Annotated in this window: 13 protein-coding genes and 1 tRNA gene; 5 read left to right on the top strand and 9 right to left on the bottom strand. The window is 64.7% G+C overall.

Going from position 1 to position 16,051, the window contains the following annotated elements:
* Positions 1-117: 117 nt before the first annotated feature.
* The 3 genes from ACSSV4_RS11630 to ACSSV4_RS11640 form a co-directional block, all read right to left on the bottom strand.
* Positions 118-414 carry a hypothetical protein gene (locus ACSSV4_RS11630; protein ID WP_454275318.1) on the bottom strand — a complete coding sequence of 99 codons (297 nt, stop codon included), beginning with the start codon at positions 412-414 and terminating at the stop codon, positions 118-120.
* A gap of 50 nt (positions 415-464) precedes the next feature.
* A complete protein-coding gene (locus ACSSV4_RS11635; protein ID WP_454275486.1) occupies positions 465-794 on the bottom strand; it encodes a helix-turn-helix transcriptional regulator in 330 nt (109 codons plus the stop codon).
* A gap of 183 nt (positions 795-977) precedes the next feature.
* Positions 978-1,067 (bottom strand) — tRNA-Ser (locus ACSSV4_RS11640).
* Positions 1,068-1,281: 214 nt separating this feature from the next.
* Between ACSSV4_RS11640 and ACSSV4_RS11645 the strand changes: the two genes are divergently transcribed.
* Entirely contained in the window at positions 1,282-2,352 is a 1,071-nt protein-coding gene (locus ACSSV4_RS11645; RefSeq protein ID WP_454275487.1) for an AI-2E family transporter, read from the top strand.
* Between the two features lie 108 nt (positions 2,353-2,460).
* Here the strand turns inward: ACSSV4_RS11645 and idi are convergent, their stop codons facing one another.
* The 6 genes from idi to ACSSV4_RS11675 all read right to left on the bottom strand — a co-directional run bounded on the left by idi (position 2,461) and on the right by ACSSV4_RS11675 (position 8,732).
* Complete coding sequence (gene idi / locus ACSSV4_RS11650; protein ID WP_454275319.1) at positions 2,461-2,976, bottom strand: isopentenyl-diphosphate Delta-isomerase; 516 nt, start codon at positions 2,974-2,976, stop codon at positions 2,461-2,463.
* Positions 2,973-4,151, bottom strand: a complete 1,179-nt coding sequence (locus ACSSV4_RS11655; protein WP_454275320.1) for a geranylgeranyl diphosphate reductase — start codon at positions 4,149-4,151, stop codon at positions 2,973-2,975. Before ACSSV4_RS11655 ends, idi begins: the two co-directional genes overlap by 4 nt.
* Before the next feature lie 2 nt (positions 4,152-4,153).
* Positions 4,154-5,449: a BCD family MFS transporter gene (locus ACSSV4_RS11660; RefSeq protein ID WP_454275321.1), complete on the bottom strand. Its 1,296-nt coding sequence runs from the start codon at positions 5,447-5,449 to the stop codon at positions 4,154-4,156.
* Positions 5,446-6,357 (bottom strand): chlorophyll synthase ChlG, encoded by a 912-nt coding sequence (chlG, locus tag ACSSV4_RS11665; RefSeq protein ID WP_454275322.1) that lies wholly within the window; start codon positions 6,355-6,357, stop codon positions 5,446-5,448. Before chlG ends, ACSSV4_RS11660 begins: the two co-directional genes overlap by 4 nt.
* A gap of 182 nt (positions 6,358-6,539) precedes the next feature.
* Positions 6,540-7,964, bottom strand: a complete 1,425-nt coding sequence (gene ppsR / locus ACSSV4_RS11670) for a transcriptional regulator PpsR (protein WP_454275323.1) — start codon at positions 7,962-7,964, stop codon at positions 6,540-6,542.
* 30 nt (positions 7,965-7,994) lie between these two features.
* Positions 7,995-8,732 carry a cobalamin B12-binding domain-containing protein gene (locus ACSSV4_RS11675; RefSeq protein ID WP_454275324.1) on the bottom strand — a complete coding sequence of 246 codons (738 nt, stop codon included), beginning with the start codon at positions 8,730-8,732 and terminating at the stop codon, positions 7,995-7,997.
* A gap of 405 nt (positions 8,733-9,137) precedes the next feature.
* On the opposite strand from ACSSV4_RS11675, the gene bchF reads away from it, so the two are divergent.
* The 4 genes from bchF to ACSSV4_RS11695 are packed head-to-tail and all read left to right on the top strand — an operon-like array spanning position 9,138 to position 16,015.
* Positions 9,138-9,626 (top strand): 2-vinyl bacteriochlorophyllide hydratase, encoded by a 489-nt coding sequence (gene bchF, locus ACSSV4_RS11680; RefSeq protein WP_454275325.1) that lies wholly within the window; start codon positions 9,138-9,140, stop codon positions 9,624-9,626.
* On the top strand, positions 9,623-10,909 hold the full coding sequence (locus ACSSV4_RS11685) for a ferredoxin:protochlorophyllide reductase (ATP-dependent) subunit N (protein ID WP_454275326.1): 1,287 nt from the start codon (positions 9,623-9,625) through the stop codon (positions 10,907-10,909). Before bchF ends, ACSSV4_RS11685 begins: the two co-directional genes overlap by 4 nt.
* Positions 10,906-12,456 carry a ferredoxin:protochlorophyllide reductase (ATP-dependent) subunit B gene (gene bchB / locus ACSSV4_RS11690; RefSeq protein ID WP_454275327.1) on the top strand — a complete coding sequence of 517 codons (1,551 nt, stop codon included), beginning with the start codon at positions 10,906-10,908 and terminating at the stop codon, positions 12,454-12,456. The genes ACSSV4_RS11685 and bchB overlap by 4 nt, the downstream gene beginning before the upstream one ends.
* Positions 12,446-16,015 carry a magnesium chelatase subunit H gene (locus ACSSV4_RS11695; RefSeq protein WP_454275328.1) on the top strand — a complete coding sequence of 1,190 codons (3,570 nt, stop codon included), beginning with the start codon at positions 12,446-12,448 and terminating at the stop codon, positions 16,013-16,015. Before bchB ends, ACSSV4_RS11695 begins: the two co-directional genes overlap by 11 nt.
* Positions 16,016-16,051 lie beyond the last annotated feature (36 nt).

Genomic DNA, 16,051 nt, shown 5'->3' on the forward strand with positions numbered 1-16,051 from the left:
CATTTGCAGGCCAGTCGGTCAGTCCATTCTTCGTGGCCAGTTCTCCGGCAAGTGCCGCCAGCGCGAAACGCTTCAGGACACGCTGAACCTGACCGTCGTTGGCCGGCACATCCGCCTTCATCGCAGTGACGCGGCAGAATTCATCGATAAACGCCCGCCAGTTCCCACCTTATCGATGTTCCCCATCACGTTTTCCACGAAGATAGGACCGGCATGACCATAATTCTCAAGGCACGCACAATCGACACATTCAGCAAAGATCTTGCTGTTTTCCGATCCGTGCAGCACATTGAATGCGCCTTCCGCACGAGAGTCCGCTTCGAGATTGATCAGACGCACCTCCTGGCTTGCGAACATCTTGCGCCCGGCGCTGGCCATGTGTTCTTCGAGCGAGACCTCGCCGCTCGAAAGCACGGGCACACGCCACCGCTGCGGCGCCTGCAGCGTCCCATTCGACTCTGCCCTCAGCCGACCCTGCGGGTGGCCGTCCCGCCCAGCTTGACCGGTGCCGGGAATTCGCCGTTCCGCTTCCAGCGCCAGATCGTGTCCTTCGAGACGCTGAAGCGCTTTGCGACTTGCTCGACGGACAAATAGTAGGTAGTAGAGGTTAATGACACTCGAGGTCTCCTTGCGTTGAGCACACGACTTTTTACCCCGTCGGCTGTTTTCCAGGCTCCCGACGCGGCTAGGCGATATGCAAGTTGATGTAAGTTTGCGTATAGCAGATTTTTTCTCGGATCGCCGTAGGACTCTGCACCGCGAATGAATTTTCCATACATCGGTATAGCTACCATGGCACGATTCACGCCGACCCTAGCTTGATCATGATCATGAACTGATTGATCGAAACGCCAGCGACAGATGCAGGTTGTTGCACCCAATGGCACCCAATGGCGCACAGGTTGGTGGCATTTATCGTGGCAAGATTTGGAGTGCTATTTAAATATTGTTTAAAAACAAAGCACTAAAATAAAAAATGGCGGAGAGAGAGGGATTCGAACCCTCGAGACGGTTTCCCGCCTACACACTTTCCAGGCGTGCGCCTTCGACCACTCGGCCACCTCTCCGTTGCGCGGTTTCTAGACGCAGGACCGGGGGATTTGCAAGGGGCTGTCTTTCGCCATGCGGTGATGATTGTATCTTTCCCGCAATTTCCTGATACTCAGTGCGAATAGTCCTCCGACAGCCAAAGATGACAGCGACGAGCCCCAAGTGACATCCCCAAACCAGAAACCAGGTCGCGAGACCCCGAGCGCCCCCGAATTGCAGCGCATTCGCACTGTGGCGCAGATCATCATCGCCTTTGCGGTGGTCCTGTTCCTGCTGGTGCAGGCGCGGTTCCTGCTGATCTCGTTGGCGACCGCGATCATCCTGTTCAGCCTGACCTCGGACGCGATCAATTACATCGCGCGGATGCGGGTGGGGCCGGTGCGGGTGCCCAACTGGCTGGCGAGCATCGTGGCGCTGCTGATGATCTCGGCGGCATTGCTCAGCCTGACGGCGGTGATCCTGTCCCAGGCCAACACGGTGCTCTCGACCACGCTGGCCTATACCGACCGCGCGCCGCAGGCGATTTCGGCGATGTTCAAATGGCTCGGGCCCGATGCCGAAAAGGCGGTGTTCAACTCGGTCGCGACGCTCGACGTGGCGGGTTACCTGCGCACCATCGCGGGACAGGCGGGCGGCCTGATGCAGGGCACGGTGCTGATCATTCTCTTCGTCGGCTTTCTCTTTGCCGAACGGGTCTGGTTCGGCACCAAGCTGGAGAGCCTGTTCGGCGACGCCGTGCAGGCCGAAAAGGTCAGCCGCATCATCGGCTCGATCATCCACCGGGTGAACTATTACCTGCTGGTCAAGACACTGGTGAGCGGAGTCACGGGGCTCCTGGTCTACGGAATCGCCCGGTTCTTCGATCTCGAACTGGCAGGGGCGCTCGGAATTCTCACCTTCGTGCTGAATTACATCCCCTCGATCGGCTCCATCGTGGCGACGGTCCTGGTGGCGCTGGTGGCCTTCGTGCAACTGGCCGATGGCACACTGACGCTGGCGATCTTCCTTTTGGTCGGGGCGATCCAGTTCTTCTTCGGCAATATCATCGACCCGATGCTGATGGGCCGCGCGCTCAGGGTGTCGTCCTTTGGCATCATCATCAGCCTCGCCTTCTGGGCAGCGGTCTGGGGGATTCCGGGGATGTTCCTCGCGGTGCCGATCATGGTGGCGCTGATGATCGTGTGCAGCCATGTGCCGGGGCTGCGCGCGGTGGCGGTGCTCCTGTCGCGCGAGGGCCTGCCCGAGACCGACTCGGATCTCGACATAGCGCGTCCCAAGGTGGACAAACGTCGCGCCTTGTGAGCGGCGCCCTGCTGGCGTCCTGCACGGACGGCCTGGCTCGGCTGGTGAAGCCGAGCCCGGAGCCACTGCCGTGACCATGCCCGACGCTGACGCGCGCTGTCCCCGCGTTCAGGCGAAAATCTGCGCCCGGTGCTCTTCGAGATAGATCCGCAGCCACGGGGTAAACCGCGAAGGCTCTGCCGAGATCCGCGCGCGCAGATCGTGCATGGCGCACCACTCCACCTCCATCACCTCATCCGGGTCAGGCTGCACGGGGATGCGCGACGCAACATCGGCGATAAAGATATCGACCACCTCATGCTCGATAAGACCACCGCCCACATCGGCGCGGTATTCCACCCGGTCACGATAGCTCAGCCGCAACCCGCTGACCCCCAATTCTTCATCCAGCCGACGGCGCGCGCACTCCGCAGGCTCTTCGCCCCAATGCGGATGGGTGCAACAGGTATTCGCCCACAGGCCCGGCGTGTGATACTTGCCCAAAGCCCGCCGCTGCAACAGCACCCGCTCGCCGCACATCACGAAGACCGACACCGCCTTGTGCCGCAGCCCGCGCCGATGCACCTCGAGCTTCTCGACAGCGACCAGATCGCCGCCCACCCATGTCGGGATCATCACGCTCATGTATAACCCGCCGGCACCAGCCGGGTCAGATGCGCGAGGTTCTTCAATCCGATCCTGAGATGCGCCATCGGGCGGGCCTTCACCAGTTTCTTGTTCATATAGGCCTCGAAGGTGAGGCGCTGCACGTCGATATCATGGCAGAGCGAGACGAACCGCTCGCGCCGCTCATCCGACTTGTAATAGGCATTCTGCATCGAGGCCAGCACCCGGAACACGGTTTTATGCTCACGCATGAAGAGCTGTCGGGCCAGTCGCAGATCCTTGACGCGTCCCGAGGCCAGACAGGCCGCCGCCGCCGTCGCCGCCACGCGCCCGCCGACCATAGCATAGTAAATCCCCTCGCCCGAGGACGGCGCCACCACCCCCGCCGCATCGCCCGCCAGCACCACGTCGCGGCCATTGTCCCAGCACTCCAGCGGCTTGAGCGGAATCGGCGCACCCTCGCGGCGAATGGTCTTACAATCGGTCAGCCCGCTGGAAACACGCAACGCCGCTGTCGCCTGTTTCAGATCCACCCCCTTGACCATCGAGCCCATGCCGACGCTCGCGGATTTGCCATGCGGAAACACCCAGCCGTAGAAATCCGGTGAGATCGCGCCGTCATAGATCACGTCACAGCGCGCCGGGTCATAGGCCCCGGTGGCCTGCGGGGCCTCGATGATCTCGTGATAGGCGATGACATAGGGGATGCGGTCGCCGCCCGGCACCTCGTCGCGCGCCACGATCGAACGCGCGCCATCCGCGCCGATGATCAGCCGGGTCTCAAGCCGACGCTCCTCACCGCTCGCCTTGTCGCGGTAGATCACGGCGGGCGCACCCCCCGCGCGGTCGATCCGCAGATAGGTGCCGGTGACGCGCTCGGCCCCGGCGCGGCCTGCGCGGGCGCGCAGGAACTCGTCGAAATGCTCGCGATCCACCATGCCGACAAAACCGTTCTCGATGGGGATATCCACATGCCGACCCGTCGGCGAGATCATCCGCGCGGTGGTGATCTTGGCGACCAATTGCTCATCCGGCAGATCGAAATCGGCAATCAGACGCGGTGGGATCGCCCCGCCACAGGGTTTGATCCGCCCGTCCCGGTCCAAAAGCGCCACGCTGTGACCCGAGCGCGCCAGATCCTCGGCTGCCGTAGCCCCCGAGGGGCCACCGCCCACGATAACAACATCATACATGCTCATTCTCCCGGAACGAGGGTCGCAGCACCGCGGTCGCGACCGTGATCAATCACCCTTAGCGCCAAGAGCGCCGAGAGCACGAAAAGAGCGGCCTCGAAGGTAAAGACCGCGCCGAAGGCGGGGGCATCCGTCACCATTACCCGGCGCATCACATCGACCGCCGCCGCACCGACCAGCCCGCCAAAGCCTGCGGCCATCGCCTGAGCCGCGCCCCACAGACCCATGCGCGTACCCTCGCGCGATCCGCGGCCCTGCCCGGCAAGCGCCATCATCGCGCCGATGGCGGCGACCGCGAACATGCCGTTGAAGAACCCCAGCAACACAACCGCCGGCACCAGCGCCGCCGCCACGCCCGACGCCCCGAGCGCGGTGATCAGCCCCAAAGACATGGCCGAGCCAAGACAGCCCGCCACCACCCAATGCCGGATGGAGCCGAGCCGCAGACCCGTGGCCGCGATGCCCACCGTCAGCATGCCCAGGAAAACGCCGCCGTTCTGCGCGCCCGAAAGCTGCGTGGACTGTCCCGGCGTCATGCCGAAGACCAGCCCGGCATAAGGCTCGAGGATCAGTTCCTGCATGAAATAGGCGGTCATCGACAGGAACACGAAAATGGTGAAATTGCGCGCCTCGGGCTCGGCCCAGATCTCGGCCAGGCCCTCGCGGAACCGCACCGGCCCGTCGGCCTTGAGCGGTTGCGCGCCCGTGCGCGCCTCGATGCCCCAGATCGCCAGCGCGGTCAGAACCACCGCACCAAGGCTCACGATGCCGACGATCCGCAACAGCAGTGCCGGGCTGTAGGGGTCAAGAAATGCGCCTACGGTGCCCGCCGTGATGGCAATCCCCGCGATCATCATCAGCCAGGTGATCGTCGCCGCCGCCGCCCGGCGGCGCGCCGTGCAGGCCGTGGCCAACAGCGCCAGAAGCGAGGTGCCCGACGCCCCCGCCCCCAGACCGATCAGCGCATAGGCCAGGATCGACAGCGCCAGCCCCGCGCCGAACTGCGTCTCCATCATCACCACGCCAAGCGCGGCCAGCCCGCCGCCCGCCGCCAGCACCGCCATGCCGCCGATGATCCAGCGCGTGCGGTTGCCCGAGGTATCCGACAGAAAGCCCCAATTCGGCCGGGTGATCTGAATCCCGTAATGCAGCCCCACCAGCAGCCCCGGCAGCACTGCGGGCAACGCCAGTTCCACCACCATCAGCCGGTTCAGCGTCGAGGTCGTGAGCACAACCACCGCGCCGAGGCACATCTGCACCAGACCCATGCGAAAGATTTGCAGCCAACTCAGGTTCATCCCGCCCCTCCGATCGTGCGAATGGCAAAGGCGGCGATCATCATGCCGGAGACATATGCGGTGACGCCCGTGCCGTTATACCAGGGCGCGCGGCCCTTGGGATCGGATAACAGGATTCGCATCGCCCAGAGTTGCGCCAGAACAAGCAAACCAATCGCGGCGGCATGATATGGACGGTCCCAGCCCAGCAAGAGGCCGATCACCGCCAGTTGCGGCACCGCCATCACCGCGCAGGCCACCCGCGCCGCGCGCTCGGGCCCAAGCGTGACGGGCAGCGAATTGACCCCGGTCTGCCGGTCGCCCTCCAGCGCCTTGAAATCGTTGAGCGTCATGATGCCATGCGCGCCAAGCGCATAGAGCGCCGCTATGATCACCACGGGCCAGGCAGGCGCACCGGCGGCCAGCACGGCGGCCCCGGTGAACCATGGCAACCCCTCGTAGCACAGCCCCACAAGGCCCGGCCCCCATATGCCCGACCGCTTGAGCCGCACCGGTTCCGCCGAATAGGCCCAGGCCGCAAGCACCCCGAAGACGGTCGCGCCAAAGCCCCACGGCCCGAGCGTGGCGCCAAGTAAGAGCGCCATACCGCTCATCGCCAGCGCGATCCACAACCCCCAGCGGCCCGGTATGGCCCCCGAGGGGATCGGCCGATCAGGCTCGTTGATCGCGTCCACATGCCGGTCGCACCAGTCATTCGCCGCCTGGCTCATCCCGCAGACCACCGGCCCGGCCAGCACCATGCCAATGAGAACCAGCCAAGGGGCAGATGTCAGAGGCACGCCCGACGAGACCACCCCGCAGAGATAGGCCCAGATCGGTGGAAACCACGTGATCGGCTTGATCAGCGTGAGCATTGCGCGCGGTTTCGGCAGGCGGCGCGCATCGCGTAATGAATATGTGACACTCATAGTGTCAACTAAACTATACATTGCGAGTCGGATAAAGGGTTTTGTTGTGGTGACGGGGGATATGGCCTGTCAGTTTTGGGCTGGAGCCGCCGTTGCCGCATCCCGCGCGAAACGCACCGAAGGTAGTCGTAAGTTCGCAACGGGCCAAACCCTCACCAGAGCATCCGACCCCAGATCAAACCTCACCCCTCGCTGTCGGAGTTCAGCATCCCATATTTGCGCAGCTTGACGTAAAGGCTCTGGCGCGACAGACCGAGCATTTCCGCCGCCGCGACACGGTTGTTGCCGGTCAGTTGCACCGCCGTCTCGATGCACATCTTCTCGACCACATCGGAAGTGGCCGAGACCAGCTCTTTCAGCGACGCCGTGCCGACCAGATCCATCACGTTCTTCATCGCCTCGTCACTGACCGCGACCGCGCCCTCAGCGGCCGGATAATCGCCCGGCGTCTGCTCACGCAGGATCAGGCCAAAGCCCAGATCGCCCCCGCGATGGCGCAGGCGGGCGGCGGATATCGCCACCGAGGCACGCGTGCCGACGATGCTCTTGACTTGCGCGGCATAGCTGCGCATGCGCCCCGACTTGGCTGCAGTCTCGAGGATCAGCTTGAGATCAACCGCTCCACGGGACAGGAATTCCGACAGCGATTGATCCTTGACGTCGCGCAGTTGCGCGGCATCGGCCATGATCAGAAACGCCTCATTGGCGTCGCGGATCACGCCCTTGGCGTCGGTGAGCACGATTGCATCGCTGGAGGCCGCGAACAGAGCGGCGAGCGCCTGGGTGAATTCCGGTCCGCCCGCGTCCTTTTCATCGACCAGCGCGATGCGGCACAAGACCACCAGATCGCCCGACGCGCGGAAGAACTCCGGAAAGATCATCACGACGCGCCCGTTCCGGCGCGCCACCACCTCAACGCCCTTCGTCTCGTCGGCCTGGGCCGCGGATTGCACCGCCTCCATGAACTCGCCGCGTCGGCGGCCCTCGAACGCCTGCGCAAAGGCGGTACCGGCCAGCGTGTCGGACTTGGATCCCAGAAGATGCGCCGCCGCACTGTTGATGTCGCGGATACGCCCGCTCTCGGGATCAATCAGCGCCATCGGCGTCTCGGAGGCCTCCAGCACGACGCGGTAATACGTCTCGCCGCCGCGCAGCCGCTGCTGGTCCCGCTCGCGGGCCTGCTGCTCGCGCAGCAGCCGCTGCTGCACTTCGGCAACGGGCTGCATGTCGCGCCCCAGAAGCAGCACGCCCTGCCCCTCCACGCGGTGCAGCGTATAGCGCACGGGAAATTCCCAGGTGGCGTTGTCGATATGGTTGAGCTCGACCGGACGCGGCACGCTCTTGGGATCCCCCAGCATCTGTCGGCGGCGCGCGGTATATTTTTCCTCGCTCTCGGAGGTCAGGAAGCTCGTGAACTCGCGTCCGACCCAATGGTCGAGGCACCCCAGCGAGGGACAATCCGAATTTACCGAAATGCCCGACACGATGCCAGCCTCATCGACCATGACGGCGATGTCCGACGCCTGCTCGATGAGTTTCTCGACGATCCCCGGATCAGGAAGAGCACCAGCGCACAGTCGTTCCGATGTTCGTTCCTGTTTGGTCACACCCATACTCCGGTTTTACGTCCTCCGCCCCTAGAGAGCCGAGTCGAAGGGCAGTTCCTGCCCGACAGCAGCCAGACCGCATCTTTCGATTGCCTCGCGGATCGATTTCACGGCATGGTCGGCGCCAGTGCGGCGTTCTATCATCCGTGCATCGTCCACGACGCGACCACCAATGACAATCGGCGGGCAGTCAGGATTGTCGGCCCGGATGTAATCTATTAATTCCGTCACCTTTTCAACCGTTTTTCGCGTTGCCACGCTCAAGCCTAGCATGGAAAACCGTCCGCTCGCGACAAGCTTGGTCAATTCCTCGCGATTGAGGCCGATTCCCATATGCACCCAGAGTCCGTGACGGCGGAACTGGTCTGCAGCGACAAACGCCCCGAGCGAGTGATGCTCGAACTCGGGGATGATCATCAGCACCGACTGGCCAAGCGGGATGCTGCGGTCGAGCCATCGGTCGAACCCGTCCTCGCCATAGCTGCGAAACAGCGCCTGAAGCCGCGACGCGCCGAGCGTCACATCAACAAAGCTGGCACGATCCTGCACCCACATCTCGCCGAGCACCCGCGCGGCGTCGGGTATGTAGGACTGGAATACCTCGCGCTGCGTCACGCCCTTTGCGATCAGCGACGAGATCACCGCCTTGTGGCTGGTTTCGGAATCCGACACGAGCGCGGCACAGAGCTGGGTGATCCATTCGTCCCGCGTCTTGGGTTCCGTGCTCTGGCTGGCAGAGGCGACGGAGCGAAGAGCAGATTCAACCAAAAAGCGTATTCCCTTACCCTGACCGTCCGATAAATCGGCCTGTCCTTCCTGTCCTCCGTCGCGCATCTTGTCCCCTCCTCCAAGGCCGCCGCAGCCGCCCAGCATGCAATTCCATGCACCACGGCCACTTAGGTAGATTTAGTGTGCGCGCGCGAAGGTCAAATGTCAAAAAATTCTGACAGGCTCGGAAGCATAATCGCTAGAACCCTGAAATCGCGGCTCAATATTTTCACAGAGGCCTCATGCAGATAGCCATTTCAACAAGATCTGCGCCGTTAAGCGATTCTGAGAGGCCGTCCATGTCTGCTGACATTTACTGAAGCGTCATGTGTAAATTATAATTGACACTTTGCCCGCCCCGCACTTAGCATGAACCTTAACGCACTTGCCTGTTAGGGGGGACAAATGGCGCCACACGCGCAGACCACCAACGCTTCAGGCGCGCTTTACACCGATGAACAGCGCGCGCGCCGCGATGCGACGGTCTGGACCTTGGTCCAGGGGTTGCTCGCGCCATTGCAGTTTCTGGTGTTTCTGGTGTCACTCATGCTGGTCATCCGCTACCTGCTGACAGGAACCGGCTACGAGGCCGCGACCGTTTCGATCCTCGCCAAGACCGGGCTGCTATATCTCATCATGGTGACCGGTGCGATCTGGGAAAAGGTGGTCTTCGGCCAATACCTCTTCGCGCCTGCGTTTTTCTGGGAGGACGTGTTCAGCTTCGCGGTGATCGCGCTGCACACCGCCTATGTCTGGGCGCTCTACACCGGGGCGCTGGCGCCGGTCGAACTGATGGCACTCGCCCTCGCCGCCTATGCCGCCTACGTGATCAATGCCGGGCAGTTCCTGCTCAAGCTGCGCGCCGCCCGGCGGCAGATGGAGGGGGCTGTATGACCCGCCACGACGCCCCCCCGCCGACGCGCGGCTGCCGCGAGGCGCCGGTCCTAAAACAGCGCGGACAACACGAGGTGTTCTGCGGCCTGACCGGCATCATCTGGCTTCACCGCAAAATGCAGGATGCCTTCTTTTTGGTCGTCGGATCACGCACCTGCGCGCATTTGCTGCAATCCGCGGCTGGCGTGATGATCTTTGCCGAGCCCCGATTCGGCACCGCGATTCTCGAGGAGACCGATCTCGCCGGGCTGGCCGACGCGCAGGTCGAACTCGAGCGCGAGGTCGAGCGCCTGCTCGCCCGCCGCCCTGACATCCGGCAGCTCTTTCTCGTAGGCTCCTGCCCGTCCGAGGTGATCAAGCTCGATCTTGCGCGTGCTGCGGAGCGTCTGACCATGCGCCACGCCCCCAAGGTGCGGGTGCTCAACTATTCCGGCTCGGGCATCGAGACGACCTTTACCGAGGGCGAGGATGCCTGCCTCGCCTCGATGGTCCCGGCCCTGCCGCAGACCGATGAGCGCCAGCTTATGCTGGTGGGCGCGCTGCCCGACGTGGTCGAGGATCAGGCGCTTGACCTTCTGGCGCAGATGGGGATCGAAAAGGTCACGGTCCTGCCTGCGCGCCATGCCGATGACCCGGTTGCTGTGGGCCCGAACACCGTGTTCGCCCTCACCCAGCCGTTCCTGGGGGGCACCCATGCCGCCCTTGAACGGCGCGGGGCGCGTCATGTTCCTGCACCGCTACCTTTCGGCGAGGAGGGCACGACCGCTTGGTTGGCCGCTCTCGCGCAGGAATTCGGTGTCGAACGGGCGCGTTTTGATGCCGTCACTGACGCGCCCCGCGCCCGCGCCCGCCGTGCGGTAAAACAGGCGGCGGAAACGCTCGCCGGCAAGACCGTCTTCTTCTTCCCCGACAGCCAGCTTGAAATTCCGCTGGCCCGGTTCCTGACCCGCGAATGCGGCATGCAGGCGCTGGAAGTCGGCACCCCCTACCTGCACAAGGCCATTCTCGGCCCCGATCTCGACCTGCTGGCCGAAGGCCCGCAGATTGCCGAAGGCCAGGACGTGGATCTGCAACTCGAACGCTGCCGCGCTGCGCGCCCCGATCTCACGGTCTGCGGCCTCGGCCTCGCCAACCCGCTCGAGGCCGAGGGCCTGACCACCAAATGGGCCATCGAGTTGGTGTTCACCCCGGTGCATTTCTACGAACAGGCGGGCGATCTCGCCGGGCTCTTCTCGCGCCCCCTGCGCCGCCGCGCGGCCCTGCATCTGGAGGCGGCGGAATGAAGCTGACCCTCTGGACATATGAAGGCCCACCGCATGTCGGCGCGATGCGCGTCGCCACCGCCATGACCGGCCTGCATTACGTGTTGCACGCGCCGCAGGGCGACACCTATGCCGATCTGCTCTTCACCATGATCGAGCGGCGCAACCACCGCCCGCCGGTGACCTACACCACCTTTCAGGCGCGCGATCTGGGCTCTGACACCGCCAATCTCTTCAAGACCGCCTGCCAGAACGCCTATGACCGGTTCAAGCCGGAGGCGATGATCGTCGGCGCCTCCTGCACCGCCGAACTCATTCAGGACGATCCCGGCGGCATGGCCGAGACGATGGGCCTGCCCGTCCCGGTCATTGCGCTGGAACTGCCCAGCTACCAGCGCAAGGAAAATTTCGGCGCGGACGAGACGTTCTTCCAGATCACCCGCGCGCTCGCGAAGCCGGTTGAGAAGACCGCCCATGTCAGCTGCAACCTGATCGGGCCCACGGCGCTCGGCTTCCGCCACCGCGACGACATCACCGAACTGACCGGCATGCTCGCCGATATGGGCGTGGCGGTGAATGTCTGCGCGCCCTACGGGGCCTCGCCCTCCGACATCGCCCGTCTGGGGGCCGCGCATTTCAACGTGCTGATGTATCCCGAAACCGGCGAGGCGGCCTGCCGCTGGATGGAGCGCGAGTTGGACCTGCCCTTCACCAAGACCGTCCCCATCGGCGTCGGCGCCACCCGCGACTTCATGGCCGAGGTGGCCTCCCTCACCGGTCTCACCCCTCAGATCGACGAGAGCCGCCTGCGCCTGCCGTGGTACTCGGCCAGCGTCGACAGCACCTACCTGACCGGCAAGCGCGTGTTCCTCTTCGGCGACGGCACCCATGTGGCCGCCGCCGCCCGCATCGCCCGCGACGAGATGGGCTTCGAGGTGGTGGGCCTGGGCTGCTACAACCGCGAAATGGCCCGCCCCATCCGCAAGCTGGCCAAGGACTACGGCGTCGAGGCGCTCATCACCGATGACTACCTAGAGGTCGAGGCCGCCATCGAGGCGCTCGCCCCCGAAATGATCCTCGGCACCCAGATGGAGCGGATGATCGGCAAGCGCCTCAACATCCCCTGCGCCGTGATCTCCGCCCCCGTCCATGTGCAGGACTACCCCGCCCGCTACTCCCCGCAGATGGGGATCGAGGGCGCGAACGTGATTTTCGACACATGGGTGCATCCGCTGGTCATGGGGCTGGAAGAACACCTGCTGCACATGTTCCGCGACGATTTCGAATTCAACGACGCCGCCGGGGCCAGCCATCACGGCGGCCACCATGCGGCCAATGATGCAGGGGGGCCAGCCCCCCAGCCTGCGGCTTCCCCCCGGGATATTTCAGGCCAGAAGAAACCCGGCGAGGTGGTCTGGCTCGACGAGGCCGAGCGCGAATTGAAGAAGATCCCCTTCTTCGTGCGCGGCAAGGCGCGGCGCAACACCGAAACTTTCGCCGCCAATCAGGGCGTCCACGAGATCGGCATCGACACGCTATATGAGGCAAAGGCGCATTATGCACGTTGATCGCGACATATCCGCCCCTGCTCCCTACCGCGTGGTGATCCTCACGCTCGATGCCCATGCGGCGGGCCCCTGTGCGCGGGTGGCCGAGCGGCTGGCGGGCGATTTCCCGGGGCTGGAACTCAGCGTCCACGCCGCCGCCGAATGGGGCGAAAGCCCCGAGGCCCTGGCCGAGGCCAAGGCGGCGATTGCCAAGGGCGACATCGTCATCGCCAACCTGCTGTTCCTAGAAGAGCATATCAACGCGATCCTGCCCGACCTCAAGGCGCGCCGCGCCGACTGCGACGCGATGGCGGGCGTCATCGCCGATGCGCAGATCGTGAAACTCACTCGCATGGGCACGCTCGACATGGACGCGCCCGCCTCAGGCGCGATGAAGCTGCTCAAGAAACTGCGCGGCTCGGGCAAGCCCTCGACCGAATCCGGCGCCAAGAAGATGCGCATGCTGCGCCGCCTGCCCAAGATCCTGCGCCTCATCCCCGGCAAGAGCCAGGACCTGCGCGCATGGTTTCTGATCATGCAATATTGGCTCGGCGGCTCGGATGACAACATCGAGGCGATGGTGCGGTTCCTGCTGTCACGCTATTGCCGCCGCGCGGATTGGCGCGGTGTCACCGCCCCCGCGCCCATCGAATATCCCGATACCGGCCTCTATCACCCCGACCTGGCCGAGCGGATCACCACCGATCCCGCCGACCTGCCTGCCCCAACGGCGGCTAAGGGCACCGTGGGCCTCTTGATGATGCGCAGCTATGTGCTGGCGGGCGATACCGCGCATTACGACACGGTGATCCGCACGCTCGAGGCGCGCGGGCTGCGCGTCTTGCCCGCCTTTGCCGGCGGTCTTGACGGACGGCCCGCCATCGAGGCGTTCTTCACCGATGAGACCGGGCCGAAGATCGACACGCTGCTGTCGCTGACCGGCTTCAGCCTCGTGGGCGGTCCGGCCTATAATGACACCGGCGCGGCGCTTAAGGTGCTGGACGCGCTCGATATTCCCTATATCGCAGCCCATCCGCTGGAATTCCAGACGCTGGGGCAATGGGCGGACTCCAAGCAGGGGCTTGGGCCCATTGAGACCACCATGCTCATCGCCCTGCCGGAACTTGACGGCGCGACCAACCCGACCGTCTTTGCCGGGCGGCACGGGGATGAAGGCTGCCACGGCTGCGCGCGCAACTGCGCGGCACAGTCCACCGTCAAGGAAATGGCCCCCTGCCCCGAACGGATCGAGGTTCTGGCGGCACGGGTCGAAAAACAGGTCGCACTGCGCCGCTCGCGCGTGGCAGAACGCCGCGTCGGCATTATCCTTTTTGGTTTTCCGCCCAATGCGGGTGCCGCAGGCACGGCCGCCTATCTCGACGTGTTCCAATCGCTGCACAACACGCTGCACGCCATGGCCGCGCGCGGCTATGACCTCACGCCCCCCGAGACGGTCGAGGATCTGCGCGCCGAGGTGCTCAGCGGCAATGCCGCGCAATACGGGCAGGAGGCGAATATCGCCGCCCATGTCAGCGCCGACGAGATCGTGCGCGGCACGCCCTGGCTGACCGAGATCGAGGCGCAATGGGGTGCCGCCCCCGGCAAGGTGCAATCCGACGGGCGCGGCGTCTATATCCTCGGCCGTCAGTTCGGCAATGTCTTTGTCGGCTTGCAACCGGCCTTTGGCTATGAGGGCGACCCGATGCGCCTTCTCTTCGAGGGCGGCTTTGCCCCGACGCATGCGTTTACGCAATTCTATCTCTGGCTGAAAAACGCCTTCCGCGCCGATGCGCTCCTGCATTTCGGCATGCATGGCGCGCTCGAATTCATGCCCGGAAAACAGGCCGGGCCGGGCAATGCCTGCTGGCCCGACCGGCTGATCGGCGACATGCCCAACATCTATCTCTATGCCGCCAACAATCCCTCCGAGGCGACACTGGCCAAGCGGCGCACAGGGGCTGTGACTGTCACCCATCTTACCCCGCCGCTGGCGGTGGCCGGGCTCTACAAGGGGCTGACGGAACTCAAGGACAGCCTGACCCGCTGGCGCGAGATGGCAAATGACGCGTCCGAGCGCGCCGAGTTGGAGACGCTGATCACTGAACAGGCGGCGGCGGTCGATCTCGACGGCGGCGATATCGCGGCGCTCTGGCTGCGCCTGCTGGAGACCGAAGAGGCGCTCATCCCCGAGGGGCTTCACATTGTCGGCCGGAAAATGACCGCTGCGGCCCGCGCCGAGTATCTCGACCTGATGGCCGATGCCGATGACGCGACCCGCGCACAGGCCGACCTGCACCTGCAGCAGGACAGCGAAATTCCCGCGCTGCTCAATGCGCTCGAGGGCCGCTTCACCCCGCCGGTGCATGGCGGTGACCTGATCCGCTCGCCCGACATCCTGCCCACCGGGCGCAATATCCACGCGTTCGACCCGTTCCGCATGCCCTCGGAATTCGCCTGCCGTGAGGGCGCGAAACAGGCGCAGCTCCTGCTCGACACCCATCACAGCCTGCCGCGCAGCGTGGCGCTGGTGCTCTGGGGCTCGGACAATATCAAATCCGACGGCGCGCCGCTGGCGCAGGCCATGGCGCTGATCGGCGCGACCCCGCGCTTTGACGCCTTCGGGCGGCTTTGCGGCGCGGACCTGATCCCGCTGGAGACACTGGGCCGCCCCCGCATCGACGTGGTGATGACGCTCTCGGGCATCTTCCGCGACCTGCTGCCCCTGCAGACCCGGCTTCTGGCCGAGGCCGCGCTCAAGGCCGCCTCTGCCGAGGAGCCGGTCGAGAGGAATTTCATCCGCGCCCATGCGCTGGCGCATATCGAGCGGACGGGCTGCACCATGGACGAGGCCGCCCTGCGCGTCTTTTCCAATGCCGAGGGCGCCTACGGCTCGAACGTCAACCAACTGGTCGACAGCTCCGCCTTCGGCGAAGAGGACGAGCTTGCAGATGCCTATGAGGCGCGCAAGAGCTTTGCTTACGGCGTCAACGGCAAGGCGCAACAGCAGACAGCACTTCTGCAGGAAACGCTGCGCACCGTGGACCTCGCCTATCAGAACCTCGAGTCGATCGAACTGGGCGTCACCACGGTCGACCACTATTTCGACACGCTCGGCGGCATCGCCCGCGCGGTGAAACGCGCCCGCGGCGGGCAGGAGGCTGCGCTTTATATCTCCGACACCACGCGCGGCGCGGGCAAGGTCCGCACACTGGCCGATCAGGTCGCACTGGAGACGCGCTCACGCGCGCTCAACCCGAAATTCCACGAAGGCCTGCTCAAGCATGGGGCCGAGGGCGTGCGCCAGATCGAGGCGAGTGTCACCAACACCATGGGCTGGTCGGCCACCACCGGACAGGTGGAGCCTTGGGTCTATCAGCGCCTCTCCGAGACCTTTGTGCTGGATGAGGCGATGCGCGAGCGGATGAGCGCGCTCAACCCCGTCGCCTCCTCGCGGATGGCGAACCGGCTGATCGAGGCGCATGAGCGCGCCTATTGGAGCCCCGACGCCGCCACGCTCGACGCCCTGCGCGCCGCCGCCGACGCGATCGAGGACCGGATGGAAGGGGTGGCGGCAGAATGACGAACCGGAGCGCATATGGCCAAGGCGCGCGTGGGG

This window comes from Roseovarius sp. MBR-154 (assembly GCF_053628595.1).